The following is a 26,674-nucleotide window of genomic DNA, read 5'->3' as shown; positions in this document are numbered from 1 at the left end:
GCCGTCATCGATTGGATCGGCGCTGTTCCCGTCTTCTGCGAAAGGGATACGTGTGGCCGCATCGAGCACTGCCAGGGGATCGTCGAGGAATGCGAAGGCTGAGGAGGTCGAGCAGGACGCCCAGGTGACCGAACAGGCCAAGCCGAAGCGGCGCGCGACGAAGAAGGCCGCTTCTGGCGCCGAGGGCGAAACGGAGAAGGCGGCGACGCCGAAGAAGACGGCTGCGAAGAAGCCCGCGGCCAAGAGGCCCGCTGCGAAGAAGGCCGCCGCGAAGACGGCCGCGTCTGAGGAGGCGCCCGCGGCCGATGAGGGCGCCCCCGCCGAGGCTCCGAAGGCGAAGAAGCCCGCTGCGAAGAAGACGGCTGCGAAGAAGGCCTCTTCGAGGAAGTCGACTGCGAAGAAGGCGGCCGCGCAGGCGGCTCCGGCCGATTCCGAGGAGCCTCTCGACGAGGCGGACGCCGCCGAGGACGCCGAGGTCGATGTCACCGACGAGGACATCGAGATCTCGGATGAGGATCTCGAGGTCGATGACTCGGACGATTCGGAGGACGCTTCGGGCGAGGATGCGGATTCGGGCGAGGACGAGGACGAGGCCAAGAAGGACAAGGAGAAGGACCGTCCGGCGGCCTCCCTCGCCGCGAAGGGCGCCTTCGTCGTCTCGGACTCCGACGACACGGATGAGCCCGTTCAGCAGGTGACGGTGGCGGGCGCGACCGCGGATCCCGTCAAGGACTACCTCAAGCAGATCGGCAAGGTGTCGCTCCTCAACGCCGAGCAGGAAGTCGACCTCGCCCGGCGCATCGAGGCGGGCCTGTACGCCGAGTACAAGCTCAAGAACGAAGCGGATGCGATGACGCCGAAGGAGCGTCGTGAGCTCCACTTCCTCGCTCAGGACGGTCAGCTGGCGAAGAACCACCTCCTCGAGGCGAACCTCCGGCTCGTCGTGTCGCTGGCCAAGCGCTACACGGGTCGGGGGATGCAGTTCCTCGATCTCATCCAGGAGGGCAACCTCGGTCTGATCCGCGCGGTCGAGAAGTTCGACTACACGAAGGGCTACAAGTTCTCGACCTACGCCACGTGGTGGATCAGGCAGGCGATCACGCGCGCGATGGCGGACCAGGCCCGGACGATCCGCATCCCGGTGCACATGGTGGAGGTCATCAACAAGCTCGCCCGCGTTCAGCGTCAGATGCTTCAGGATCTCGGCCGCGAACCCACGCCGGAGGAGCTCGCGAAGGAGCTCGACATGACTCCGGAGAAGGTCGTCGAGGTCCAGAAGTACGGTCGTGAGCCGATCTCCTTGCACACGCCCCTCGGCGAGGACGGGGATTCCGAGTTCGGAGACCTCATCGAGGACTCGGAGGCGATCGTGCCCGCCGATGCGGTGTCCTTCACCCTCCTGCAGGAGCAGCTCCACAATGTTCTCGACACCTTGTCCGAGCGCGAGGCGGGGGTCGTCTCGATGCGCTTCGGTCTCGGGGACGGGCAGCCCAAGACCCTCGATGAGATCGGCAAGGTCTACGGCGTGACGCGCGAGCGGATCCGTCAGATCGAGTCGAAGACGATGTCGAAGCTCCGTCACCCCTCTCGCTCGCAGGTTCTGCGCGACTACCTCGACTGAGCCCTTTCTCCGTCATGACCCGGGCGGGGCGCCGCTGAAGCGCCCCGCCCGGGCCGCGTCCCGGTCCGGGTCCTGGCGCTTCCCGGCGCATGCGGGATCGTCCCCGCGGGTCGTGGTGAGGCATCTCATTGTCACGAAACGGCCAATGGCGTGTGCCCGACTCGACCTGCGAGGCGGGTGCGAGGACGATGGAGGCATGCTCGAGGGCTTCGCTGTCATCTTCTTCCTGCTCGCCGTCATCGTCATCGCGGCGATCGCGGTGATCGTCGGTCTCGCCCTCGTTCGCCGTCCCGCGCCCGACTGGCAGCGCCACCTGCGCGCGCAGGGACAGGCGATCTCCGAGGAGCCCCCCTCGGAGGGCGTCGCCGCCCGGGAGACCACCCTGGGTGATCTGCTCGATGCGAACAGGGTGCAGAAGAACGGCTATTTCGATCCGGACCGTCTTCCCGGTATCGATCGGATCGAGGGCGTCGCCGATCGGATCGAGCGCATTCAGGAGAACCGGCAGTCCGCGAAGGACTCCTGACCGCTTCTCGGCTGGAGTCGTTCACCCCGGATGGGGGATGATGGCCCCATGGACGCTGTTCTCACTTTCCTTTCCACACCGCTCGGCATCGCGCTTGCGGTCCTCGTCGTCGTGGCGATCACCGCGCTCGTCGTCTTCGCCCTCCGCTCCCGTCCTTCTGCGCCGGAGCCGCAGGCCGCGCCTGTCGCGCATCCGGAGCGGGGCGCTAAGGAGCCGCTCGAATCGGCGGAGATTGGAGAATCGCCCGCGCGCGCCGGACCGGGGGAGGCCGCTGGTGATGGCGCTGGCGAGGAATGGGCGGCCGTCGAGGCGCCCGCGGAGGCGGAGGTCCCCGAGTCGGTCCCCTCGCGCCTGCAGCGCCTGCGTTCGCGCCTGGCCGGCACCGGGTCCCTCGGCCGCGCGATCGTCGAGATCCTCGCCCGCGGCGATCTCAAGGCGACCGATTGGGAGGAGATCGAAGACACCCTCCTCGTCGCCGACTTGGGGCTGGAGGCGACCGATGAGCTCATCTCGTCCTTGCGCTCCAGGGTCGCCGTCGCGGGAACGAGCGATCCTGCGCGGATCCGCTCCCTTCTGGCCGAGGAGCTCCTCGCCCTCGTCGGTCCGGACATGGATCGTTCGCTCCATCTCGATCGCGGTGCGGGCGCGGAGGATCATCCCGCGTCGGTGCTCGTGGTCGGCGTCAACGGGACGGGCAAGACGACGACGGTCGGCAAGCTCGCTCGTGTGCTCCTCGCCGAGGGGCGGAGCGTCCTGCTCGGCGCGGCCGACACCTTCCGCGCCGCTGCCGCCGATCAGCTGCAGACATGGGGCGATCGCGTCGGCGTCGAGGTCGTGCGTTCGGATCGGGAGGGCGCCGATCCCGCCTCGGTGGCCTTCGATGCTGTGAAGGAGGGGGCGGCGCGGGGAGTCGATGTCGTGCTCGTCGATACCGCGGGCCGCCTTCAGAACAAGTTGACGCTCATGGATGAGCTCTCCAAGGTCAAGCGCGTCATGGAGAAGCGGGCGCCGCTCGCGGAGGTCCTCCTCGTCCTCGACGCGACGACGGGGCAGAACGGGCTGAAGCAGGCGGAGGTCTTCGCTGAGGCAGCCGGTGTGACGGGCATCGTCCTCACGAAGCTCGACGGCTCGGCCAAGGGCGGGATCGTGGTGTCGGTTCAGCGGGCGCTCGGGGTCCCGGTCAAGTTCGTCGGTCTGGGCGAGGGGCCGGATGATCTCGCCCCCTTCGATCCGCAGGGCTTCGTCGACTCGATCATCAAGGGGTAAAGTCTAGACCCTGAGAAGGTAAAGGCAAAGCAAAGTTTTTGTCTAGAATGGGCCGCGTCGGTATCCCGATCGAAAGGCCCATCATGCAGCTCGATACCGGGGCAACCGCCTGGATGCTCATCTCATCCTCGCTCGTCCTCCTCATGACAGTGCCCGGACTCGCCCTCTTCTACGGAGGGATGTCGAGAACCAAATCCGTGCTCAACATGTTCATGATGTCCTTCGGAGCCTTCGCCCTCGTCGGCGTGATCTTCCCCCCTGTGGGGATGGTCGACGTCCTACGGCGGCGGCGACATCGCCGGACTCTTCGCCAACCCCTTCGCCCAATTCGGACTCGGCGGCAGCTTCGACGGAACGGCCATCGACGACTACGGCGTCCCCATGTGGGTGTCCGTCGGATTCCAGATGACCTTCGCGATCATCACCGTCGCGCTGATCTCCGGCTCCCTCGCCGAAAGGGTCAAGTTCTCCACTTGGATGGCCTTCACGGCGATCTGGGTCACCCTGTCCTACTTCCCGATGGCCCACATGGTGTGGGGAGGCGGCCTCCTCTCGGCCGACGGGCCGATCGCGAAGCTCGTCGGCGCCGCGCCCATCGACTTCGCGGGCGGCACCGTCGTCCACATCAACGCGGGCATCACGGGCCTCGTCCTCGCGCTCATCATCGGCAAGCGCCCCGGCTTCGGGGTCGAGGCGATGCGCCCCCACAACCTGCCCTTCGTCATGGTCGGCGCGGCCCTCCTCCTCTTCGGATGGTTCGGCTTCAACGCCGGATCCGCCTTCACCGCCGACGCCCTCGCCGGTTCCGCATGGGTGAACACGGCGGCCGCCGCCGCAGCGGCCTCCCTGGCCTGGATGGCGACCGAGAAGCTCCGCGACGGCTCGGCGACCTCCCTCGGCGCCGCCTCCGGCATCGTCGCGGGACTCGCCGGCATCACCCCGGCGGCGGGCGCCCTCGACACCGTCGGAGCGCTCATCCTCGGCCTCATCGTCGGCGTCCGCGACGCCCTCCACCTCGTCACGCGGCGCCACACGGCCAAGCTCCTGCGCGCCGACCAGCGGGAGGTCGCCCGAGTCCTCGGATTCGAGGGCGAGGAGGCCGAGGCCGATCTGCGCAGACTCCTCACCGGCGCGGGCACCGAGATCGACGCCGCCGAACGGCAGGCCCCCTCCTGGGGCGCGGGCGCCCTCGCCCGGCGCGTCATCCGCGCAGTCGCCCCGGGCCGGGGGAGGAGGAGCGGAGCCTACGAGGCGACGATGGTCTCCGAGTCGACGAGCCTCGTCGACTCCCGGCTCGCCTTCCCCGCACCCGCCCTCGCCTCGGACACCGCCGCCGTCCTCGACATGGCCCGCTGCTGCGCGGACACGGGGATCGAACCCGCCGGCTCCGCCCTCGACGCGATCTCCGCGGCGGTGTGGAAGGGGGAGCACGCGATCCGCGGCCGGTGGACGCCCGAAGTCACGCGCTCCTTCGAAGCGCTCCTCGCCGCCCCCAGGGGCTTCGTCCGAGCCTGGACGCACCTGGAGACGACCGGCGTCATCGACGCCTGGATCCCCGAATTCGCCGAGGTCCGCTCGCGTCCGCAGTCCGCGGCCTTCCACCGCTGGACCGTCGACCGGCACCTCGCCGAAACCGTGGCGCGGGCCAATGACGCCCGAACGGGCGTCGAAGCGTGGGCATGGCCCTTCCCCGAAGCCATCGTCCCCTGGGACAGCGTCCTCCTCGCGGCGTTCCTCCACGACCTCGGCAAGCGCCCGGGCGCCCACGGCCCCGACTACCCCGTGCTCGGAGCGGCCCTCGTCCCGACCGTCCTGGAGCGCCTCGGCCTGGGAGGACGCTGCGCGGACGTCTCCCTCCTCGTCGACCGGCACCTCGTCCTCGCCGAACTCGCCACCAAGGAGGACCCGGCCGCTCCCCGGACCGCGGACCGCCTCCTCGAGGCCGTCGGCGGGAGCGAACGCGCGCTCGCCGCCCTCGCGGTCCTCACCCGGGCGGACTCCCAGGGCGCAGGGCCCAAGGCCTGGACCGCGTGAAGGGCCGAGCTGATCGCGACACTGGTCCGGAGCGCCTGGGAGCGCCTCGGGCGCGGCACCGGCGTGCGTTAGGCTTGGACGAGTCCGCGGGGCGCCGCCCCGACCAGTAGAGACGAACGGGAGCCCTCAGTGTTCGGAAACCTCTCCGACCGGTTGACGCAGTCCTTCAAGCAGCTGCGGAATCGCGGAGTCCTCACCGAGTCCGACGTCGACCAGACGATCTCAGAGATCCGGCGCGCGCTGATCGACGCCGATGTCGCCCTGCCCGTCGTGCGGAGCTTTACGAACGCCGTGCGCGAGAAGGCGTACGGGGCCGCCCGCTCGAAGGCGCTCAACCCGGGCCAGCAAGTCATCCGCATCGTCCACGACGAGCTCGTCGAGGTGCTCGGCGGTCAGACGCGCGAACTCCGTTTCGCCGAACGCGGGACGACCGTCTTCATGCTCGCGGGCCTCCAGGGCGCCGGTAAGACGACGCTCGCAGGAAAGCTCGGAAAGTGGCTGCGTGAAGAGGGCAAGTCGGTCCTGCTCGTCGCCTCCGACCTTCAGCGCCCCAATGCGGTCACTCAGCTGCAAGTCGTCGGCGAACGCGCAGGGGTCGAGGTATGGGCGCCCGAACCGGGCAACGGCGTCGGGGATCCCGTCCGGGTCGCCCGCTCCGGACTCGACCACGCGATCCAGTCCGGCATCGACGTGGTGATCGTCGACACCGCCGGCCGCCTCGGCGTCGACGAGGAGCTGATGGATCAGGCGCGCCGGATCCGGGACGCCGTTCAACCCCACGAGATCATGTTCGTCCTCGACGCCATGGTCGGCCAGGACGCGGTCCGCACATCGACGGCCTTCCGCGACGGCGTGGGCTTCACCGGCGTCGTCCTGTCCAAACTGGACGGCGATGCCCGCGGCGGCGCGGCCCTGTCCGTCCGCGGGGTCACCGGCGCCCCGATCCTCTTCGCCTCCACGGGCGAGGGACTCGATGACTTCGAAAGATTCCACGCCGACCGCATGGCCGGGCGCATCCTCGACATGGGCGACGTCCTCACCCTCATCGAGCAGGCCGAGAAGCGCCTCGACGCCGAGGAGGCCGAGCGCATGGCCGCCAAGGCCATGTCCGGCGAGCTCACCCTCGGCGACTTCCTCTCCCAGCTTCAGCAGATCAAGAAGCTCGGCTCGATGAAGAAGATGCTCGGAATGATTCCGGGGGCCGCTCAGATGCGCGAGCAGATCGAGAACTTCGACGAGAAGGAGATCGATCGGATCGAGGCGATCGTCCGCTCGATGACCCCCGCAGAGCGCGAGGACGTGTCGATTCTCAACGGCTCGCGGCGCGCCCGTATCGCCAGGGGCTCGGGCACGACCGTCGCGGAGGTCAACGGGCTCGTCAAACGCTTCGAAGCGGCGAAGACGATGATGGGCCAGATGGGGGGCATGGGGAGCATGGGCCCGGGCGGCTTCGGCTCCCTGCCGGGCCGGGGCGGCAAGGCCAAGCAGAAGGCGAATGCCCGGAAGGCCCAGGCCGAGCGCCAGAGGGTGAAGAAGAAGGCGCGTTCGGGCAACCCCGCGAAGCGCCGCGCTCAGGAACTCGAAGCGCTGCTCCCGCCCGAGCAGCGCAAGTCCGGCAAGCAGGGCTCGGCCTTCGGCGCGCCCTCGGCGGAGCCCGCGCCGCGTCCGACGATGGACGACCTGCCCGACGACGTGCGCCGCATGCTGAACGGCCTCAAGTGATCTTCTCCGGGACCCTCCTGACCGAGGGCGGGGACGGGCTGGGCGAGGAACGGGGGGCCTTCCGCGTCACCCCGAAGGGACTCGTGCGAGTCGGGGAGGGCCTCGAGCCCGACCGCGTCGGCTTCGCGCTCCCCGGCTTCGTCGATTCGCACGCCCATATCGGAATCGGCTCCTCGGGGCCGTCGACGCGCGAGGAGCAGGAGGCGCAGATCCTCGCCCAGCGCGCAGCGGGCGTCCTCGCGATGAGGGACTGCGGCTCGCCCGTGGACACGGGCTGGATCGACGAGCGGCCGGACCTGCCCCGCCTCAAGCGGGCGGGACGCCACATCGCCAGACCGAAGCGCTACATGCGTTCGCTCCCCGTCGATCTTGACGACCCTCATGACCTACCCGCAGAGGCCGCGCGCCAAGCGGCGGCGGGGGACGGGTGGGTCAAGCTCGTCGGCGACTGGATCGATCGCTCCATGGGCGCCGACGCCGATCTCGCGCCCCTGTGGGATCGGCGGATCCTCATCGACGCGGTCGCCGCGGTCCACGACCTCGGTGCGAAGGTCGCCGTTCACGCCTTCGCCCGCGAGACGATCGACGATCTTCTCGAAGCCGGCGTGGACGACATCGAGCACGCTTCGGGAATGGATGAGGACCAGGCGCACGAGATCGCGGCCAGGGGCGTGCTCGTCACGCCGACCCTCCTCCAGATCGAGCTCTTCGCCGACTTCGCCGAGCAGGCGGGCCCCAAGTACCCCGTCTACGGCCGCCGCATGCTCCGGATGTTCGAAGAGCGCCACGAGCGCTTCGCGATGATGCGCGACGCGGGAGTGCGCCTCGTCATGGGGACCGATTCCGGCGGGTACCAGGAGCACGGCACGATCGGTGCTGAATTCGCGATGTGGGAGGCCGAGGGCGTTCCGCGCGAGGAGCTCCTGTACATCGCCTCGATCCGATCCCGCGCCGACCTCGGCTTCGGCGCCCCCTACGAAGGCGGCGATCTCATCGTCTTCGCCGAGGACCCACGCACCCCGCCCGTCCTCGGCGCTCCCGATGCCGTGGTCCTGCGCGGCGAACTCTGCTGACTGCGGAACCGGGGCGCACCGCGACGTGATCGATCGCACGCGCCCGAAACGCGATGGCGGGGCCCGATGTTTGGGGAGGGGCGCACGGGCATGGCACAATGGTTCGCTGTACCCGGTCATTTGAGGACCCTCTCACCTCACGTGATCGTGTCCCGGAGCAATCGCGAAGCCGTGTTCCCTGCCGGACGAGCATGCGCTCCACACCTTTTGAGAAACAGGAGTGACCACACCAGTGGCAGTTCGAATCCGCTTGAAGCGCGTGGGCAAGATCCACGCCGCCGCATACCGCGTCGTCGTCGTCGATTCGCGCAAGAAGCGCGACGGCCGCGTCATCGAGGAGATCGGCATCTACGATCCTCAGCCGAACCCCTCGAAGATCCGCATCGATTCCGATCGTGCGCAGTACTGGCTCGGCGTGGGCGCGCAGCCCTCCGACCAGGTCCGCAACCTGCTCGTCCTCACGGGCGACATCGCGAAGTTCAACGGCAAGAAGGACGCCGTCTCGCGCGTCCTCGTCTCCGAGGCCGATAAGGCCGCGCAGGCCGCCGAGGCAGTGAAGGCCGCTGAGGCCGAGGCTGAGAAGTCGAAGGCCGCTCAGGCCGCCGCCAAGGCCGAAGAGGCCAAGGCGGCCGAGGCCGAGGCGTCGCAGGCCGCCGAGGAAGCGCCCGAGGCCGAATCCGGTGAGGAAGCCTGAGCATGCTCGCCGATGCCTTGGAGCACCTCGTCGGGGGGATCGTTGATCACCCCGAGGACGTCCAGGTCTCCTCGCGCTCAATGCGCCGGGGCCGCCTGCTCGAGGTCCGGGTCAACCCGGACGACCTCGGACGGGTGATCGGGCGCGGAGGTCGGACCGCTCGGGCGCTGCGCACCGTGATCGGTGCGCTCTCGACCCACGGTCCGGTTCGGGTCGACGTCGTCGACACCGATCGCGAGTGATCGAAGGAAAGCAACGCCACGGAGGGGTCCGGTTCGCCGGGCCCCTCCGTGGCGTCACCGTCCGCCCGACCGGGCCGGGCGGTTCGGATGAATGAGGAGGACCCCATGCTGCTGACCGCCGGAATCATCGGCCCCGCGCACGGACTGCGCGGGGAGGCCATCATCGACGTGCGCACCGACGACCTGTCGATCTTCACCCCCGGATCCCTCCTCGGAGTCGACGGGGACGAAGGCCTGGAACTCACCGTGCGCGCTTCGCGGACGCACAAGGGCAGACTCCTCGTCTCCTTCGAGGAGCTCAGGAGCAGGGAGGACGCGGAGGCCCTGCGCGGACGCGCCCTCCTCGTGGAGGAACGCACGGAGGAGGACGCCTGGTACCCCCATGAACTCGTGGGCTTCAGCGCCGTGACTCCGACGGATGACGAACTCGGCACTGTGTCGGGATTCCGCTTCGGCGCCGCCCAGGACCTGCTCCTCGTCACGACCCCCCGGGGCGAGGTGATGGTCCCCTTCGTCAAGGCGCTCGTACCCGAGGTGGACGTCGAAGGCCGTACCGTGCTCATCGACCCGCCGCCGGGGCTCTTCGACGATGACGCCGTCGACGCGGGGGACCGGGACGCGCGATGAGGATCGACCTCGTTTCCATCTTCCCCGACTACTTCGCCCCGCTCGAACTGTCCCTTCTGGGAAAGGCCGGAGAAGCGGGCCTCGTCGAGGCGCGCGTGCACGACCTGCGCCGATGGACCCGCGACCGGCACCGGAGCGTCGACGACACCCCGTACGGCGGCGGAGCCGGGATGGTGATGATGCCGACCGTGTGGGGGGAGGCCATCGATGAGCTCCTCGACGGCGCGCCGCACGCCCGCGACGGCGCTCGACCCGAGCCGTTCCGCACGGTGCTCGCGATCCCCACCCCCTCGGGGACCCCGCTCACCCAGGCGATGGCCTCGGACCTCGCCGCTGCGGGGCACCTCATCATCGCCTGCGGACGCTACGAGGGCATCGATCAGCGCGTCGCCGACCACTACCGGGGACGCGGACTCGAAGTCCTCGAATACTCGATCGGCGACTACGTGCTCAACGGCGGCGAGGCCGCCGCACTCGTCCTCGTCGAGGCGGTCACCCGCCTGCTCGACGGATTCATGGGCAATCCCGAGTCCATCGTCGAAGAATCCCATTCCGACGGGCTCCTCGAATACCCGGCGTACACGAAGCCCCGCACCTGGAGGGACCTCGAGGTGCCCGCGATCCTCCTGGGCGGCGATCACGCCGCAATCGCCAGGTGGCGACGGGACCGGGCCCTTGAACGGACCGCGGAGCGGCGGCCGGACATGGTCGGCGGCCTCGCCCTCGGCGCCCTCGACTCGGCTGATCGGACGACCCTCGCCAGAGCAGGAGTCCTCCTCACCGATGAAGGGCCGCGGCATCTCGAAATCCGTCCGGCCCGCGCCGATGAAGCCGGGATCCTCGCCGGACTCGCCGCCCGGACCTTCCCCGACGCCTGCCCGCCCGGGCTCCCCGGCGAGGCGATCGAAGCCTTCATAGCGGACGAACTCAGCGAAGAGGCCTTCGCCGCCCACCTGGCGAATCCGGAGGACCGGATCCTCCTGGCCCTCATCGACGGCCAGGCCGGCGCCTATTCCCTCGTCCGCACCGGAAGCGAGGCGATCGACGCCAGTATGCTCCGCCCCGGGAAGATCGAAATCGGGGACGCCTACCTCTCGAAGTGCTATGCGGACGCCCCCTGGCGCGGAACGGGGCTCGCGGGGGCCCTCCTCGAAAGCGCCGTCGAAGACGCGGCCGCCCACTCCCGGGCGCAGCGGATCGTCCTGGGGACCAACAGCGCGAATTCCAGGGCCCAGAAGTTCTACCGCAAGCACGGCTTCGTGAAGAAGGGGAGGCGGACCTTCACCGTCGGCGGAGTGCCCAACCACGATGTCGTCCTCGTGCGCGATCTCACGAATCTCAGGTCCTCTTTCGCGAACTGAGTCACCGGCCGCGGCCGCGATTTGTGGCACACTGATCGAGTCGCATTCGGACGCAGCCTGCCGCGGGGGGACGTCCGCACGAATGCGGCGCTCGAGAAACGCAGGCACGACCTGCCGAATCTGACGCGAACGACCTGCGGCGCGCGCGTTGAGGAGTACACATGCAGAAGCTGGACGCAGTCGACGCCGCTTCCCTCCGCACCGATCTTCCGGCCTTCCGCGCCGGTGACACCGTCAAGGTGCACGTGAAGGTCATCGAGGGCAGCCGTTCCCGTATCCAGGTCTTCCAGGGCGTCGTGATCGCCCGCCGCGGGCACGGGGTCTCCGAGACCTTCACCGTCCGCAAGGTCTCCTTCGGTGTCGGCGTCGAGCGCACCTTCCCGCTCCACGCCCCCACGATCGACCGCCTCGAGATCGTCACCAAGGGTGACGTCCGCCGTGCGAAGCTCTACTACCTGCGTGAGCGCCACGGCAAGGCCGCCAAGATCAAGGAGCACCGTTCGGGAAGCGCGGAGTGATCGCGTAGGAACGAACCGCGGCGCCCGGTACCCTGAAGGGGTGCCGGGCGCCGCGCATGAGCGCGACAGGACTGAGGAGCTGAATGAACGCCACACACAGGGATTCCGCGTCCCCGCGCTTGGACGCGATGCACCGGGCTGCGCCCCCGAAGAAACGGGCGGCCTCGGGGCCGCTCGCCTTCCTCCGCGAGCTCGGCCTCGTCCTCGTCATCGGCCTCGTCATCTCCACGCTGCTCAGGGCCTTCGTGGTTCAGGTCTTCTGGATCCCCTCGCCCTCGATGAATGACACGCTCAAAGTCGACGACAGGATCGCCGTGTCGCGCATCGACGGGCTTCGGGGCACGATCGAGCGGGGCGACGTGGTCGTCTTCCACGATTCCCTCGGCTGGATCTCGACCCCGGTCCAGTCGCGCACCCCGCTCCAGACCGTCGGGGAATTCGTCGGCCTCGTGCCGAGCGGCGGCGAGCAGACCCTGGTCAAGCGTGTCATCGGCATCGGCGGAGACCGCGTGAGCTGCGGAGACGACGGGGTTCTGAAGGTCAACGGCGTCGCGATCGACGAACCCTACATCGCACCCGGCCAGGTCCCCTCCGCCTTCCCCTTCGACGTGGTCGTCCCCGAAGGCACCCTGTGGGTCATGGGCGACAACCGCGGAAACTCCGCGGACTCGCGCTACCACCAGGGCGAGGGGCAGAGCCCCTTCGTTCCCGTCTCCTCGGTCGTCGGCACGGTCCAAGCCGTCATCTGGCCCATCTCGAACTGGAAGTGGGGTCTGAGCGAACCCGGCCCCTTCGCCGGTGCGAGTCGGTGACCCGCATATTCGCGACGCGTGAGACCGAGCTCGATCTCCTCGCGCAGCGCGCCCCGCTCGTCGGCATGGACGAAGTGGGCCGAGGCGCGCTCGCAGGACCGGTCGCCGTCGGCGCTTGCGCGCTGACGGGCGGGGAATCGGAGCCCCCGGAGGGGCTGGCCGATTCCAAACTGCTGTCGCCCCGCAGGCGCGCGGGCCTCGTCGAGCCCGTTCGCGAGTGGGCGGCGGCCCACGCGGTGGGCTGGGCCTCGAATGAGGAGATCGACCGTTTCGGGATCATCGCCGCGCTGCGGCTGGCGGGCATGCGCGCCCTCGAGGACCTCGCACGGGTCATCGGCGCCCCCGCCCTCGTCCTCCTCGACGGATCGCACGACTGGCTCACCCGCCCTGACGATCTCCTCGCAGCACTCGACGGGCCCGCCCTGCCGCAGATCGCAACACCCCCGGTGGTGACGAAAGTCAAAGCGGACGCGAGCTGCACGGTCGTAGCGGCGGCGTCGATCCTCGCGAAGGTCGCCCGCGACGAGTTCATGTGCGGGCTCGACGATCCCGGATACGCCTGGGAGCGCAACAAGGGCTACGCGTCCCCGGCGCATGCCGAAGGCCTTCGTCGCTACGGGCCCTCGCAGCTGCACCGGCGTTCGTGGAGACTCCCCGGCGCGCCGAAATGATGCTCTTCGTGCCTCAGCAAGGCATCATTGAGGAGTGAGTGAGGACATCGAAGGATACGAGAACGCGCTGGAGCTCGAGCTGTTCCGCGAGTACCGCGACGTCATCGGCCTGTTCAAGTACGTAGTCGAGACCGAGCGCCGCTTCTACCTGTGCAATCAGGTGGACGTGCAGGCCCGCCCCGTGGGCGGGGACGTCTTCTTCGAACTCACGCTGACGGACGCATGGGTGTGGGACATCTACCGTTCGTCCCGTTTCGTCCGCTCGGTGCGGGTCATCACCTACAAGGACGTCAACGTCGAGGAGCTGTCGAAGCCGGAGCTCGACATCCCCTGAGCGGCTCAGGACCGCCGTCCACAGCCCGGGCCGGGCCCCGCCCGTCCACAGTCCGAGCGGCGCCGCCCGACGCCCGAGCGCATTCCCCGAGAGGATCGCCTCGGAGGTGGCGCATGGGAAACGATCATCGGCGCGCGCTCGGAGCGCTCGGCGAATGCACGGCGGCCCGGATCCTCGGCGAGGAGGGCCTGGAGATCCTCGACCGGAACTGGCGCGACGGGTCGCGCGGGGAACTCGACCTCGTGGCCCGCGACGCGCGGCAGGTCGTCGTCGTCGAAGTCCGCACGCGGATCGGGGACGCCTTCGGATCCGCACTCGAGTCCGTCGATCCGCTCAAGGTCGCCAAGCTCCGCCGCCTCGCGATCGCCTGGGCCCGGGCGCATGCCGTTCACCGGCCGATCCGGATCGACGTCATCGCGATCACCGTGCCGCGATGCCGCCGCCGCGAGGTGATCGCGGCTCCCGCCGCCGCGGACCTGCGCGCTTTCGGCGCGAAGACCGAATGGGTCCGGTCGATCTCATGAACGTCCGCACCGCTTCGGTCACCTCGCTCGCACTCATCGGACTCGAGGGGCACCTCGTCGACGTCGAGGCGCACATCGGGCGCGGCCTCGTCGGATTCACCCTCGTCGGACTGCCCGATGCGGCCCTCAGAGAAGCCAAGGACAGGGTCCGTTCCGCATTGCAATCCTCCGACCTCGAAGTCCTCGACCGGCGCATCACGGTGAACCTCTCACCCGCGGGACTGGCGAAGTCCGGTTCGGGATTCGACCTGGCGATCGCCATGTCGGTCCTCCTCGCCTGCGGAAGAGTCGCGCCGGGCCTCTTCGAGGGCGCCGTTCTCATCGGCGAGCTCGGACTCGACGGCGGCCTGCGCCCCGTCCGCGGGATCCTGCCCGGAGTCGCGGCGGCGAAGGGGCTGGGCGCGCGCCGAGTGATCGTGCCCGCGCCCTCGGCGCACGAAGCGGGGCTCGTCTCCGGCATTGAAGTCCTCGCCTTCGAGCACCTCGCCGAGCTCGTCGGCGCAGCCGGGGGAGTGGCGCACAGGGCCGTGAGAACGGGGGCCCCGCACGCCGCACCGCCGCCGCGCACACGCCCCCGTCCCGAGCTCGACCTGCTCGACGTGCGCGGTCAGGACCATGCGATCGGCGCCCTCGAGGTGGCCGCCGCCGGAGGGCACCACCTCCTGCTCATCGGCGAACCGGGATCGGGCAAGACCATGCTGGCATCGCGCCTTCCCTCCGTGCTCCCCGACCTCGATGACGCCCTCGCCCTCGAGGTGTCGGCGCTCCATTCCCTGGCCGGCGCCCTCGGCGAGGAGGGGGCGCTGCTCCGCAGGCCGCCGTTCCAAGCGCCGCATCATTCGGCATCCACGCCCTCGCTCATCGGCGGGGGATCGGGGATCGCGCTGCCGGGCGCGGTCTCCCTCGCCCATGGCGGCGTCCTCTTCCTCGACGAGGCCGCCGAATTCGCCCCCTCGGTGCTCGACGCCCTGAGGCAGCCCCTCGAGGAACGCGCGATCACGATTCACCGCTCCAAAGGACGCGCCCGCTATCCGGCTGGATTCCAACTGGTGCTCGCCTCGAATCCGTGCCCGTGCGGCGGAGCGGGGCGGACATGCAGGTGCTCGTCGCTCCAGCGCCGCCGCTACATGTCGCGCCTGTCCGGGCCCCTGCTCGATCGGATCGACATCACCGTCGAGATGAGACAGCCGACCAGGGCGGACCTGCGCATGAGCCGAGCGCGCAGCTCCGCCGAGGTCCGCCTGCGAGTGGAGGGGGCGCGCAAGCGGATGCGGGAGCGCCTCGCGGGCAGCGGCTACTCGCTCAACGCGGAACTGCCGGGGGCGTGGTTGAGAAGACGCGGCCGGATGCCCGCCGCTCTCGTCGAGCGCCTCGACCGGGCGGTGGACGAGCGGCGCCTCACGATGCGCGGAGCGGACCGCGTCCTGCGGCTCATGCGCACCCTGGCCGATCTGGACGGCCGGGACCATCCGGACGAGATGGACCTCGCCCGAGCACTCAGCCTGAGGAACGGAGGGCGCGATGTCGACGAATGATGAGAAGCGCCTGCAGGCGGCCTGGTGGACCTGCATCGTCGAACCCGAGGACCCGCACGCGGCGGCCCTGCGCCGGGCCCTCGGAGACGAGGAGGCGATCCGCTGGGCGTGCGCGCCGACCCCCGGAGCGCTTCCCGGCCCATTGCGGGCCCTGAGTGCGAAGTGGCGGGAAGCCCACGAACGATGGCGGGCCAGGATCGCGGTCGCAGAGGCCGGGCGTGAACTCGACGCCGTGCGCCGACTCGGGGGAGATTTCCTCATCCCCGATGATCCCGACTGGCCGCCGCTCCTCGAGGCCCTGGGGGAGCGCGCGCCGATCGGCATCTGGGTCCTCGGCACCATGCCCGCAGAGCGCGCCGTCGCCATCGTCGGCTCGAGGGCCGCAACGGCCGCCGGATCCAGGACGGCGGCGGACATCGCCTCGCATCTTGCCGAGGAGGGCATCACGGTGGTGTCCGGAGGCGCCTTCGGCATCGACATCGCCGCGCACCGGGGAGCCCTCGCCCTCCACGGGCGCACGGCGGCCGTCATGGCGGGCGGCCTCGAGCAGCCCTACCCGACGGCCCACGTCGAGGACTTCCGGAGCATCGTGTCCGGCGGCGGGGCCCTGCTATCGGAGTGCCCGCCGTCGTGGAGACCCGCGAAGTGGAGATTCCTCTCGAGGAACCGCCTCATCGCCGCCCTGAGCCGGGCCACCGTCGTCGTCGAAGCGGGAGCGCGCTCCGGCGCCCTGGCCACGGCCAGGCGCGCCATGGAGATGGGGCGTCCGGTCGGGGCGGTGCCGGGGCCGGTGAGCTCCGCTTCGTCGAGCGGGTGCCATGAGCTCATCCGGAACGGGGCGACCCTGGTCCGGGACGGACATGATGCGCACGAGCTCGCCTTCCCCTTCGAGTCCCTCGAACAGGGCGCGCTCTTCGGCGAGCCGGTGGAGGAGGACCGGGGGATCGCCGCCCTTCCACCGATCAGCCGGCGCGTCTACGAAGCCCTGCCGAAGGCCTCGAAGACGACGCTCCCCAGGTTGACGCGCGCATCGGGCCTGTCCGAGCGCGAGGTCGTCGCCGCCCTCGCCGAGCTCGAGTTGCGCGGGCTCGTCGCCTCGTCGACGAGGGGATGGGGGCGCCGGCATTAGGCTGTGCCCCATGAGCGGAGGAGCGATCGAGCAGTGGAGCGACTACCTGGCTCACGCCAAGGGACTCGCGGCGAACACGATCCGCGCCTACTCGGGGGATCTCGGCGCGCTGTGGGCGGCGCTCGGCCTGGCTGAGGACGCCCCCTGGGAGCAGATCGCCCTGCGCCTGACCACCCGGCGCATCCGCCTGTGGTTGGGGGGCCAGGCCGAGCAGGGGGCTTCACGCTCGACGCTCTCGCGCCGCACCGCCGCTGTGCGCAACTTCTGCGCGTGGGCCGCCGAACGGGGGTTCTTGGACGCGGATCCCTCCGCGGGGCTCCAGAGCGCGCGTCCCGACCAGAGGCTGCCGCGCATCCTGTCGGCGGGGGATGCGGATCGGCTCTTGGAGGACGTCAGGAGCAGGGCCGGCCAAGGGTCCAAGGACCTGCGCGATTGGGCGATCCTCGAGACGATCTACGCCTCGGGGATGCGGGTGAGCGAGCTGAGCGGCCTCGACCTCGATTCGGTGGATGCCCTCGCGAAGACGGCCCGGGTCATCGGGAAGGGCGACAAGGAGCGGGTCGTTCCTCTCTCACTCCTGGCGGCGCAGGCCATCGAGGAGTGGATCGATCGGGGGCGGCCCGAGTTCGCGAATGCGCGATCCGGCCGGGCCCTGTTCCTCGGCGAGCGCGGGGGCCGGATCGACCCCCGGGTCGTGCGCAAGATGCTTCACGTCGAAACCGGTCGCGTCGGCGTATCGGATCTGGCCCCCCATGCGCTCCGGCATTCGGCGGCGACGCACCTCCTGCAGGGCGGGGCGGACCTGCGCACGGTCCAGGAGATCCTCGGGCACTCCTCCCTGCAGACCACCCAGCGCTACACGCACGTCGATTCCGAGCGGCTTGCGGCGATCTACCGGCAGGCGCACCCGCGGGCCTGAGCCCGCGCCATCCCCGATGCCCGCGCCGCATCCCCGTCACTCCCAGGGCTTGAGCCCGATGGGGCCCTGCAGCATCCGGAGCGGATCGATGTAGTGATCGCCCTCGAGTTTCGCGCCCCAATGCAATCCTGAAGGCTCGTGCCCATCGACGAGGACGGCGACCGCCTGGCCTGCTCGGACCTCTTCGCCGACCTCCACGAGCGCAATGACGGGCTCGTAAGTGGAGCGGATCCGCCCGTGCGAGAGCGCCAGTACCGGCCTGCCCGCCAGGACCCCCGCGAAGGCGACGCGCCCCGGTGCTGGGGCGAGGACCACCGCCCCGACGTCGAGATCGAGGTCGACTCCGCGGTGCCCCTTCAACCAGGGGAGCGGCGGCGGGTCGAAGGGCCGCACGACCGCGACCCGTTGAGCCGCGGGCCAGCGCCACGGCGCCGGCGCCTCGAGCCCCGGCGAGGGCCGGACGAGGAGCAGCGGCGCCACGAGGGGGATGAGGAGGGCGAGCATGCGGTGCATGCGCCCATGATCGGGCTGGAGCGCCGCGGAGCCGCTCGGCGCGGCATCAGGATTGTGGACGAGGGCGGGCGGGATGCGGCTGTGGATGCGGCGAGCGACGAGGGTCACAAGCCGGGCTCCGGGAGGGGCATCGCGCATGGTCTAGACTGGACGGGCACCTGCGTGCAGGTGACTTCGCGCGCCGTTTCCGCACCGCATCATCCGATCGGTCGGGACGCGTCGATCCGGTCCTCTTCGGAGGCTCTCGACGGTCACGGCGCCAGGGCCCCGGCGACAGCACCGGGGCGGCAACCGAATCGGGAGTCCGCTCCCACGATCCCGCGCGAGCGGGGGAAGGACGATCATGGCAGTCGTTACCATGCGTCAGCTCCTCGAGTCCGGCGTCCACTTCGGGCACCAGACCCGCCGTTGGAACCCGAAGATGAAGCGCTTCATCCTCACCGAGCGCAACGGCATCTACATCATCGATCTCCAGCAGACGATCGCCGATATCGACATCGCCTACGACTTCGTCAAGCAGACGGTCGCCCACGGCGGTTCGATCCTCTTCGTCGGCACCAAGAAGCAGGCCCAGGAGGCCGTCGCGGAGCAGGCCCAGCGCGTGGGCATGCCCTACGTGAACCACCGTTGGCTCGGCGGCATGCTCACCAACTTCTCGACCGTCTCCAAGCGCCTCCAGCGCCTCAAGGAGCTCGAGCAGATCGACTTCGACGACGTGGCCTCCTCGGGCCGCACCAAGAAGGAACTCCTCATGATGCGCCGCGAGAAGGACAAGCTCTCGCGCACGCTCGGCGGCATCCGCGACATGGCGAAGGTCCCCTCGGCCGTGTGGATCGTGGACCCCAAGAAGGAGCACCTCGCGGTCTCCGAGGCCCGCAAGCTCAACATCCCGATCGTCGCGATCCTCGACACGAACGCGGATCCGGACGAGGTCGACTACCGCATCCCGGGCAACGATGACGCCATCCGCGCCGTCGCCCTCCTCACCCGCGTGATCGCCGACGCCGTCGCCGAGGGCCTCCTCGCGCGCTCCGAGACCCGCAAGTCGGCCGACTCGGCCGAGACCGTCGCAGAGCCCCTCGCCGAGTGGGAGCGCGAGCTCCTCGAGGGCGAGGCCGCGCAGGCCCCCGCCGCCGAGGAACCGGCCGCCGAGGCCGAGACCCCCGCCCAGGACTGAGCTGAACGGAACGAAAGGAAACGTCAATGGCGAATTTCACCGCTGCCGACGTGAAGGCGCTGCGCGAGCAGACCGGCGCCGGAATGATGGACGTCAAGAAGGCTCTCACCGAGGCCGACGGCGACGCCGAGAAGGCGCTTGAGATCATCCGTCTGAAGGGCCTGAAGTCCCTCTCCAAGCGCGAGGGCCGTCAGGCCTCCGCGGGCCTCCTCGCCGCCCAGGTCGAAGAGGGCGTCGGCGTCCTCGTCGAGGTCAACTCCGAGACCGACTTCGTCGCGAAGAACCAGAAGTTCATCGATTTCGCGAACGAGGTCCTCGCGGCCGCGGTCGCCTCGAAGGCGGCCGACCTCGAGACCCTGCTCGCGGCCCCCATGGGCGACGAGACCGTCCAGGACAAGCTCAACGGCATGGCCGCCGTCATCGGCGAGAAGCTCGAGATCCGCCGCGTGGTCCGCGTCGAGGGCGAGAACGTCGATCTCTACCTCCACCAGACCAGCCCGGACCTGCCCCCGCAGGTCGGCGTCTTCGTCGTGACCGATGCCGCCGGCGCGGCCGTCGCCCACGACATCGCGATGCACGTCGCGGCCTACATGCCCGCTTACCTCGATCGTGACCACGTCCCGGCCGACGTCCTCGAGAAGGAGCGTCAGACCCTCGTGAAGATCACCCTCGAGGAGGGCAAGCCGGAGAACATCGTCGACAAGATCGTCACCGGCCGCCTCGAGGCCTACTTCAAGGACAACTGCCTGGTCGATCAGGCCTTCGCGCGCGATCCTTCGAAGTCGGTCGGCAAGGTGCTCGCTGAGGCGGGCGCGACCGTGACGGAGTTCGTCCGCGTTCACGTCGGAGCCTGAGCCAAGGTCGATGGCCCCGCCCTTCGGGCGGGGCCATCGCGGTGCATGAGCCCCTTTCCGGAATTTTCACCACAAGGAGATCCAGTCATGGCAAAGCCCCGTAGAGTTCTTCTCAAGCTTTCGGGAGAGGCCTTTGGCGGCGGCGCCGTCGGCCTCGACCCGACGATCGTCAGGGACATCGCCCGTCAGATCGCCACCGCCGTCCGGCGCGGCGTCGAGGTCGCGGTCGTCGTCGGCGGCGGCAACTTCTTCCGCGGGGCCGAGCTCGCCCGCGCGGGGATGGACCGCTCGCGCGCGGACTACATGGGCATGCTCGGCACGGTCATGAACGCCCTGGCGCTTCAGGACTTCATCGAGCAGTCGGGCGTCCCCGCGCGCGTGCAGAGCGCGATCACGATGACCCAGGTGGCCGAGCCCTACATCCCCCTGCGCGCGATCCGCCACATGGACAAGGGGCGCGTCGTGATCTTCGGGGCCGGCGCGGGCATGCCCTTCTTCTCCACGGACACCGTTTCGGCCCAGCGCGCCCTCGAGACGCACTGCGACGAGATCCTCGTCGCGAAGAACGGCGTGGACGGGGTCTACGACGCGGATCCCCGGACGAACCCCGAGGCCCGCAAGCTCGACCACGTCACCTACTCGGACGCCCTCGCGCGCGAACTCAAGGTCGTCGATGCGACGGCATTGGCCCTGTGCAGGGACAATGGACTGACCATGCGGATCTTCGGGATGTCCGAACCCGGAAACGTGACCGCGGCCCTCCTCGGCGAGGGAATCGGTACTCTTGTCAATGCCGAAGACTGAACGACATAGGAGCCACCAGTGATCGATGACATTCTCCTCGAGGCTGAGGACAAGATGGACCGCGCCGTTGAGGCGGCGTCGGGCGAGTTCGGGAACATCCGGACCGGCCGTGCGAATTCGGGGATGTTCGACAAGATCCTCGTCGACTACTACGGCGCGCCGACGCCCATGCAGCAGCTCGCCTCCTTCCAGATCCCGGAGGCGCGCACCGTCCTCATCTCGCCCTTCGACCGGACCGCCACCGCCGAGATCCTCAAGGCCCTGCGCGAGTCCGATCTCGGTGTGAACCCGACGGACGACGGGAACGTGATCCGCGTGGTCCTGCCCGCCCTCACGGAGGAGCGCCGCCGGGAGTACGTGAAGCTGGCGAAGACGAAGGCCGAGGACGCGCGCGTCTCCGTCCGCAACGTCCGCCGCAAGGCGAAGGAATCCCTCGATCGTCTGAAGAAGGACGGCGAGGCCGGAGAGGACGAGGTCGATCGCGCCGAGAAGAGCCTCGAAGCGACGACGAAGAGCCACGTCGACCAGATCGACAAGCTCCTCGCCTCGAAGGAAAGCGAACTCCTGACCCTGTGAGCCCGATGAATTCCCCTTCACTCCCGAGCCGGATCCTGCGTCCGCTTCCGACTCGGGAGGGGGAGCCCCTCGCCGCGACCGGTCGCGCCGGCCGCAATCTGCCCGCCGCCATCACGATGGGGGTCGTGCTGATCGCCGCGGCGGGCGTCCCCCTCTTCTTCGCGCCCGCCGTTTTCGTCGGCGTCATCTGCCTTCTCATCCTCGGCGCCTTGTGGGAGCTCGGCGGCGCATTCGCGCGCCTGGGCACCCACCTGACGATGGCCCCGCTCTACGCGGGCGCGATCGGCATGGCGGTGTGCGCCTGGACCCTCGGCGCGGAGGCCCTCCTCTTCGCCCTCTACGCGACCGTGTTCGCCTGCGTCGCGTGGCGGATCCTCGATCCCGAAGCGAATGGGCGGGTCAGTGATGTCGTCTCCTCGGTCTTCGCCGCGGTGTACGTGCCTTTCCTCGCCTCCTTCGTCCTCTTGATGCTGAGGGATTTCAACCCCCGGCTCATCCTCGTTTACGTCGCCCTCGTGGTGGCGAGCGACACGGGCGGCTGGGCCGCGGGCGTGATGCTCGGCAAGCATCACATGGCGCCCCGCCTCTCGCCGAAGAAGTCGTGGGAGGGGTTCATCGGCTCCGCCCTCGCGACGATCGCCGTGGGAGTGGGATGCTTCATCGCCTTCGACGCCCACTGGGCCTTCGGATTGCTCGCAGGCATCGGCGCATGCGTGATCGGCACGATCGGGGACCTCACCGAGTCGCTCATCAAGCGCGAGACGGGTCTGAAGGACATGTCGCGCCTGCTGCCCGGGCACGGCGGCCTGCTCGATCGTCTCGACGCCCTTTTGATGGTCGCCCCCTTCATGCACCTCGTCTACTCCCTCGCCTTCTAGGAGCCCCGTGACCGCGCTTGCTGGTACGCCCCGTCATGAGGTGCGTCCGACCGATCAGCCGCCCGAGGGCGCCTCGAGCCCGGACGCCAAGCCGATCGTCTCCTTCGCCCCGCGGCGACGGGGGAAGGCTCCGGCGCATCTGGCGGATCTCGATCTGCCAGCCCGCAAGAGCGCGCTCAAGGACCTGGGCTTGCCCGCCTTCCGCGCCGATCAGCTCTCGCGGCACTACTTCGACCGCTTCACCGCGGATCCGGAGCAGATGACGGACGTCCCCGCCTCGATGCGCGACGCCGTCGCCTCCGTGCTCCCGCCTCTCGTCGAGCGGGTCGTCACTCAGCGGGCCGACGGGGGGACGACCCTCAAGGATCTGTGGAGGCTCTTCGACGGCGCCACGGTGGAATCGGTCCTCATGCGCTACCCCCAGCGCACGACCCTGTGCGTCTCGTCCCAGGCGGGCTGCGGCATGGCCTGCCCCTTCTGCGCGACCGGGCAGATGGGCCTGACGCGCAATCTCTCGACCGCCGAGATCATCGATCAGGTGCGTCAGGCCCAGCTCGCATGCCGTGAGGGCGAGCTCTCGGGCGGGCCGGGCCGCCTCTCGAACGTCGTGTTCATGGGCATGGGGGAGCCCCTGGCGAATTACAAGGCCGTCATCGGGGCCTTGCACCGGCTCATCAATCCCAGCCCCGAGGGCTTCGGGATGTCGGCTCGCTCCATCACGGTCTCGACGGTCGGCCTCGTCCCCGCGATCGACAAACTCGCCCGGGAGGGGCTTGCGGTCACCCTCGCCGTCTCGCTCCACGCCCCCGACGACGATCTGCGCGACGAACTCATCCCGGTGAACTCGCGGTGGAAGGTGGGGGAGCTGCTCGATGCGGCGCGCCGCTACTTCCTCGCCACGGGCAGGCGCGTGTCGATCGAATACGCGCTCATCAAGGACATGAACGATCAGGTGAGGCGCGCGAAGCTCCTCGCCGACGAGCTCAATGCGCGCGGCAGGGGCTGGGCGCATGTCAATCCGATCCCGTTGAATCCGACGCCGGGCACGATCTGGACGGCCTCGACACGGCGAGCGCAGGACGCATTTGTCGCGACTCTGCGCGACAATGGGATCTCAACCTCGATCCGCGACACTCGCGGATCCGACATCGACGGCGCGTGCGGCCAGCTCGCGACGGCGGTGAAGGATTCCTTGAGATCCGCGGAGCCGAACACTTCGGGAAGGAAGCAAGGGACTCGATGAGTGACGCATTCCCCATGACGGGTTTTTGGAAGCATGGTTACGCGCCGGAACGCGTGGATGCCTTCTTCGAGGATGCGCGCCGTGCGTACGAGGGCGGGGTCCCCGCCGAGCAGTTCTCGGCCCAGCAGGTCCGTCAGGCGACCTTCCCCCTCAAGCGCCGGGGATATCGAGTCGACGCCGTCGACGCGGCGATGAATCGCCTCGAAGCCGCCTTCGTGCAGCGCGATCGCGCCGACCACGTCGCGGTGAACGGCGAGTCGGCGTGGCTGGAGAAGGTCGCCGACCGGGCGACGACGCTCTACGAGCGGCTCCTGCGCCCTCGCGGCGAGCGCTTCGCGAACCCGGAATCGGGCCGGGGCTACGACAAGGCCGAGGTCGACGACCTCCTCGACCGCCTCGCCGCCTATTTCGATGCGGGCGAGCCGCTCGGCGTCGATGAGGTCCGCTTCTCGGTGTTCCGCCCCGCTCGGGGCAAGAAGGCCTACGCCGAGGGCCCGGTCGACGCCTACCTCGGTCGCGCCGTTGAAATCCTGCTCGCCGTCGAATGAGCGCCATGGACACCGCTGACGCCCCCCGGCGGATCGTCATCCTGGGATCGACCGGGTCGATCGGCACGCAGGCGCTGGACGTGGTACGTCAGCACCCGGACCGTTTCGAGGTCGTCGCCCTGGCCGGCGGGGGAGGCAATCTCGAACTCCTGGCCCGCCAAGCGGTGGAGTTCTCCGTTCCCGTTGTCGGCGTCGCCGCCCCCCGCGCAGCAGAACTCGCCGGGCTGATCCGGGCCCTCGACCCGAATGCCGCCCCCGATATCCGCGAGGGGGGCGCCGCGGCGAGCGAGCTCGCGGCCCTCGTGCCCGAGGGAACGGTGCTCAACGGCATCACCGGGGGAGTCGGCCTCGAGCCGACCCTCGCCGCACTGCGATCGGGGGCGCGCCTCGCGCTCGCGAACAAGGAATCCCTCGTCGTCGGCGGCCACCTCGTCAAGGGGGCGTGCCGGCGCCCCGGTCAGATCGTCCCTGTCGATTCCGAGCACTCGGCCATCGCGCAGGCCCTGGCTTCGGGGGTCCACGAGAAGGGCCTGTGCTCACCCGTGCTCTCGGGGCTCAGCGAGGTGGCCGATCTCATCCTCACGGCATCCGGAGGCCCCTTCCGAGGCAAACGGCGAGCAGAGCTTCACGGCGTGACGGCCGCGCAGGCGCTCGCGCATCCGACGTGGAACATGGGGCCGGTCGTCACGATCAACTCCTCCACCCTCGTGAACAAGGGCCTCGAACTCATCGAGGCCCATCTCCTCTTCGACGTCGCCCCCGAGCACGTCCTCACCACCGTGCACCCGCAGTCCATCGTGCATTCGATGGTGACCTGGATCGACGGCGCGACGACCCTTCAAGCCTCCCCGCCGGACATGCGCCTGCCGATCGCCCTCGGACTGACCTGGCCGAAGCGCCTCCCAGGGATCGAGCGCCCGCTCACCTGGTCCGACCCTCAGGAATGGACTTTCGAGCCGATCGACGAGGAGACTTTCGCAGCGGTGGGGCTCGCCCGTGCGGCCGTTGCGGCTTCTGCGACGCATCCGGCGGTCTACAACGCGGCGAACGAGGTCTTCGTCGACGCCTTCTTGAAGGGGCGACTCGAATGGCTCGAGATCGTCGACTCCCTCGAGGAGGTCCTCCTCGCCCACGAGGGGATCGCGGATCCGACCCTCGATGACATCATGGGCGTCCAGGAATGGGCGCGTTCGCGCGCGCGCGAATCCGCATCGCGAGGACGCCGGGCGTGAGCGGGTCGCTTTGGGGGATCGGGGCGATCCTCGTGGGCCTGGTCCTGTCCGTCGCCCTTCACGAGTTGGGCCACCTCCTGCCGGCCAAGCGCTTCGGGGCTCTCGTCCCCGAGTTCGCGGTGGGCTTCGGCCCGGCGCTGTGGAAGCGGGAGCGCGGATCGACGGTGTATGCGATCCGGGCGCTTCCGCTCGGCGGATACGTCCGGATCCTGGGGATGTTCGGCCCGGGTTCGCCGACGCGGAAACGGAGGCGGCGCGACGGGAGGCCCACTCTCGCCGAGGAGGCCCGAATCGCTTCTCGCGAGGAGGTCCCGCTCGGCTGCGAGCACAGGGCCTTCCATCGCCTGTCGTGGTGGCGCAAGGCGATCGTCATGGTCTGCGGCCCGCTCGTCAATCTCGTCCTCGCCCTCGTCTTCCTGATGGGCGCGATGATCGGGATCGGTTCACCGGCGCCGAGCCTCACCCTGGAGTCCGTGTCGCCGAGCGTGTCCTCCTCGCTCGGCGAGGTCCCCGGGCCCGCGCACGAGGCGGGCCTGCGGGCGGGGGACACGATCGAGGCGGTCGACGGGCGGGCGGTCGAGGACTGGAGGCGCTTCCAGGAACTCGTGGCGGCGAGCGGCGGCGGGGAGATGGAGATCTCCTACCGTCGTGAGGGCCGGAGCCAGAGCGTGCGCCTCCATGCGGTCGAGACCCCCCAGGGGGCTCATGTCCTCGGCGTGGCCTCCGCCCTCGAGCGCCGCAGGGCGGGACTGTCCGAGACCCTCGCGGCGTATGCGCGTCTTGCGGGAGGGACCGCCTCGGCCGTCGTGAGGCTGCCCGCGGCCGCGTGGGACGTGGGGGCGGCGCTGGTGACCGGCGCGGAGCGCGACGGCGCGGGTCTCATGTCGATCGTCGGCGTCGGGCGGATCGCGGGCGAGGTCACCGGTGACGGGAGCGCCCTCGGCATCGACGGCGCCCTCCAGAAGTTCGCGGTCATCCTGTCGCTGCTCGCCTCGCTCAACATGGCGCTCGGCATCTTCAATCTCATCCCCCTGCCGCCCCTCGACGGCGGTCATATCGCCGGTGCGCTGGTCGAGGGTGCGCGGGGGCTATACTCGCGGCTTCGGGGACTCGATGCGCCAGGGAGCGTGGACACGGCCAGGCTCATGCCGCTGACGTGGTGCGTGGCGGCCGTGCTCATGGCGCTCACGGCGCTTCTCGTCCTCGCCGATATCATCTCGCCCCTGACGCTCCGATAGGAC

General features: G+C 69.6%; 28 protein-coding genes and 1 pseudogene. 28 read left to right on the top strand and 1 reads right to left on the bottom strand.

What is annotated here, in order from left to right; translation table 11 throughout:
• Positions 1-10: 10 nt before the first annotated feature.
• The 19 genes and pseudogenes from HD592_RS07040 to HD592_RS06955 all read left to right on the top strand — a co-directional run bounded on the left by HD592_RS07040 (position 11) and on the right by HD592_RS06955 (position 17,608).
• A complete protein-coding gene (locus HD592_RS07040) occupies positions 11-1,621 on the top strand; it encodes an RNA polymerase sigma factor (protein ID WP_407822380.1) in 1,611 nt (536 codons plus the stop codon).
• Between the two features lie 196 nt (positions 1,622-1,817).
• Positions 1,818-2,147, top strand: a complete 330-nt coding sequence (locus tag HD592_RS07035; RefSeq protein ID WP_184452852.1) for a hypothetical protein — start codon at positions 1,818-1,820, stop codon at positions 2,145-2,147.
• A 48-nt stretch (positions 2,148-2,195) separates the two neighbouring features.
• Entirely contained in the window at positions 2,196-3,413 is a 1,218-nt protein-coding gene (gene ftsY, locus HD592_RS07030) for a signal recognition particle-docking protein FtsY (protein WP_184452850.1), read from the top strand.
• A gap of 47 nt (positions 3,414-3,460) precedes the next feature.
• A pseudogene (locus HD592_RS12615) lies at positions 3,461-3,619 on the top strand (hypothetical protein); the annotation flags it as partial.
• A 52-nt stretch (positions 3,620-3,671) separates the two neighbouring features.
• Positions 3,672-5,447 (top strand): [protein-PII] uridylyltransferase family protein, encoded by a 1,776-nt coding sequence (locus HD592_RS11915; RefSeq protein WP_221437990.1) that lies wholly within the window; start codon positions 3,672-3,674, stop codon positions 5,445-5,447.
• Between the two features lie 129 nt (positions 5,448-5,576).
• A complete protein-coding gene (ffh, locus tag HD592_RS07020; protein ID WP_184452848.1) occupies positions 5,577-7,169 on the top strand; it encodes a signal recognition particle protein in 1,593 nt (530 codons plus the stop codon).
• Positions 7,166-8,242: an amidohydrolase family protein gene (locus HD592_RS07015; protein ID WP_184452846.1), complete on the top strand. Its 1,077-nt coding sequence runs from the start codon at positions 7,166-7,168 to the stop codon at positions 8,240-8,242. Before ffh ends, HD592_RS07015 begins: the two co-directional genes overlap by 4 nt.
• Positions 8,243-8,474: 232 nt before the next feature.
• Entirely contained in the window at positions 8,475-8,936 is a 462-nt protein-coding gene (gene rpsP / locus HD592_RS07010) for a 30S ribosomal protein S16 (protein WP_184452844.1), read from the top strand.
• A 2-nt stretch (positions 8,937-8,938) separates the two neighbouring features.
• On the top strand, positions 8,939-9,178 hold the full coding sequence (locus tag HD592_RS07005) for an RNA-binding protein (protein ID WP_154477396.1): 240 nt from the start codon (positions 8,939-8,941) through the stop codon (positions 9,176-9,178).
• A gap of 105 nt (positions 9,179-9,283) precedes the next feature.
• The gene (rimM, locus tag HD592_RS07000) at positions 9,284-9,805 is read left to right on the top strand and encodes a ribosome maturation factor RimM (RefSeq protein WP_184452842.1); all 522 of its coding nucleotides are present in this window, start codon (positions 9,284-9,286) and stop codon (positions 9,803-9,805) included.
• Positions 9,802-11,166, top strand: a complete 1,365-nt coding sequence (gene trmD / locus HD592_RS06995; RefSeq protein WP_184452840.1) for a tRNA (guanosine(37)-N1)-methyltransferase TrmD — start codon at positions 9,802-9,804, stop codon at positions 11,164-11,166. Before rimM ends, trmD begins: the two co-directional genes overlap by 4 nt.
• Before the next feature lie 161 nt (positions 11,167-11,327).
• Entirely contained in the window at positions 11,328-11,684 is a 357-nt protein-coding gene (gene rplS / locus HD592_RS06990) for a 50S ribosomal protein L19 (protein WP_184452838.1), read from the top strand.
• Positions 11,685-11,812: 128 nt separating this feature from the next.
• A complete protein-coding gene (gene lepB / locus HD592_RS06985; RefSeq protein ID WP_246430107.1) occupies positions 11,813-12,496 on the top strand; it encodes a signal peptidase I in 684 nt (227 codons plus the stop codon).
• On the top strand, positions 12,493-13,167 hold the full coding sequence (locus HD592_RS06980) for a ribonuclease HII (protein WP_425503094.1): 675 nt from the start codon (positions 12,493-12,495) through the stop codon (positions 13,165-13,167). The genes lepB and HD592_RS06980 overlap by 4 nt, the downstream gene beginning before the upstream one ends.
• A gap of 34 nt (positions 13,168-13,201) precedes the next feature.
• Entirely contained in the window at positions 13,202-13,501 is a 300-nt protein-coding gene (locus HD592_RS06975) for a DUF2469 domain-containing protein (RefSeq protein ID WP_115727455.1), read from the top strand.
• Positions 13,502-13,614: 113 nt separating this feature from the next.
• Complete coding sequence (locus HD592_RS06970; RefSeq protein WP_184452834.1) at positions 13,615-14,025, top strand: YraN family protein; 411 nt, start codon at positions 13,615-13,617, stop codon at positions 14,023-14,025.
• A complete protein-coding gene (locus HD592_RS06965) occupies positions 14,004-15,560 on the top strand; it encodes a YifB family Mg chelatase-like AAA ATPase (RefSeq protein ID WP_246429999.1) in 1,557 nt (518 codons plus the stop codon). Before HD592_RS06970 ends, HD592_RS06965 begins: the two co-directional genes overlap by 22 nt.
• On the top strand, positions 15,547-16,689 hold the full coding sequence (gene dprA, locus HD592_RS06960; protein ID WP_184452832.1) for a DNA-processing protein DprA: 1,143 nt from the start codon (positions 15,547-15,549) through the stop codon (positions 16,687-16,689). Before HD592_RS06965 ends, dprA begins: the two co-directional genes overlap by 14 nt.
• 10 nt (positions 16,690-16,699) lie before the next feature.
• Positions 16,700-17,608 (top strand): tyrosine recombinase XerC, encoded by a 909-nt coding sequence (locus HD592_RS06955; protein ID WP_184452830.1) that lies wholly within the window; start codon positions 16,700-16,702, stop codon positions 17,606-17,608.
• A gap of 36 nt (positions 17,609-17,644) precedes the next feature.
• Here the strand turns inward: HD592_RS06955 and HD592_RS06950 are convergent, their stop codons facing one another.
• On the bottom strand, positions 17,645-18,259 hold the full coding sequence (locus HD592_RS06950; protein WP_184452828.1) for a peptidoglycan DD-metalloendopeptidase family protein: 615 nt from the start codon (positions 18,257-18,259) through the stop codon (positions 17,645-17,647).
• Between the two features lie 205 nt (positions 18,260-18,464).
• On the opposite strand from HD592_RS06950, the gene rpsB reads away from it, so the two are divergent.
• From rpsB to HD592_RS06905, 9 genes are all read left to right on the top strand, one after another.
• On the top strand, positions 18,465-19,298 hold the full coding sequence (gene rpsB, locus HD592_RS06945) for a 30S ribosomal protein S2 (RefSeq protein WP_184452826.1): 834 nt from the start codon (positions 18,465-18,467) through the stop codon (positions 19,296-19,298).
• A gap of 26 nt (positions 19,299-19,324) precedes the next feature.
• Positions 19,325-20,152, top strand: a complete 828-nt coding sequence (gene tsf, locus HD592_RS06940; protein WP_184452824.1) for a translation elongation factor Ts — start codon at positions 19,325-19,327, stop codon at positions 20,150-20,152.
• An 87-nt stretch (positions 20,153-20,239) separates the two neighbouring features.
• Positions 20,240-20,956 (top strand): UMP kinase, encoded by a 717-nt coding sequence (pyrH, locus tag HD592_RS06935; protein WP_184452822.1) that lies wholly within the window; start codon positions 20,240-20,242, stop codon positions 20,954-20,956.
• An 18-nt stretch (positions 20,957-20,974) separates the two neighbouring features.
• Positions 20,975-21,532, top strand: a complete 558-nt coding sequence (gene frr / locus HD592_RS06930) for a ribosome recycling factor (RefSeq protein WP_184452821.1) — start codon at positions 20,975-20,977, stop codon at positions 21,530-21,532.
• A 5-nt stretch (positions 21,533-21,537) separates the two neighbouring features.
• Complete coding sequence (locus HD592_RS06925) at positions 21,538-22,410, top strand: phosphatidate cytidylyltransferase (RefSeq protein ID WP_184452819.1); 873 nt, start codon at positions 21,538-21,540, stop codon at positions 22,408-22,410.
• A 7-nt stretch (positions 22,411-22,417) separates the two neighbouring features.
• On the top strand, positions 22,418-23,653 hold the full coding sequence (gene rlmN / locus HD592_RS06920; protein WP_184452817.1) for a dual-specificity RNA methyltransferase RlmN: 1,236 nt from the start codon (positions 22,418-22,420) through the stop codon (positions 23,651-23,653).
• Positions 23,650-24,201, top strand: a complete 552-nt coding sequence (locus tag HD592_RS06915; protein ID WP_184452814.1) for a DivIVA domain-containing protein — start codon at positions 23,650-23,652, stop codon at positions 24,199-24,201. The genes rlmN and HD592_RS06915 overlap by 4 nt, the downstream gene beginning before the upstream one ends.
• On the top strand, positions 24,198-25,433 hold the full coding sequence (dxr, locus tag HD592_RS06910; protein ID WP_425503093.1) for a 1-deoxy-D-xylulose-5-phosphate reductoisomerase: 1,236 nt from the start codon (positions 24,198-24,200) through the stop codon (positions 25,431-25,433). Before HD592_RS06915 ends, dxr begins: the two co-directional genes overlap by 4 nt.
• Positions 25,430-26,671, top strand: a complete 1,242-nt coding sequence (locus tag HD592_RS06905) for a M50 family metallopeptidase (RefSeq protein WP_320657652.1) — start codon at positions 25,430-25,432, stop codon at positions 26,669-26,671. Before dxr ends, HD592_RS06905 begins: the two co-directional genes overlap by 4 nt.
• The last annotated feature ends 3 nt before the right edge of the window (positions 26,672-26,674 follow it).

Source organism: Schaalia hyovaginalis, from assembly GCF_014208035.1.
In the GTDB taxonomy this organism is placed as follows: Bacteria; Actinomycetota; Actinomycetes; order Actinomycetales; family Actinomycetaceae; genus Pauljensenia; species Pauljensenia hyovaginalis.
The sequence above is the reverse complement of the archived record's forward strand: the minus strand, read 5'-3'. Positions and strand labels throughout refer to the sequence as shown.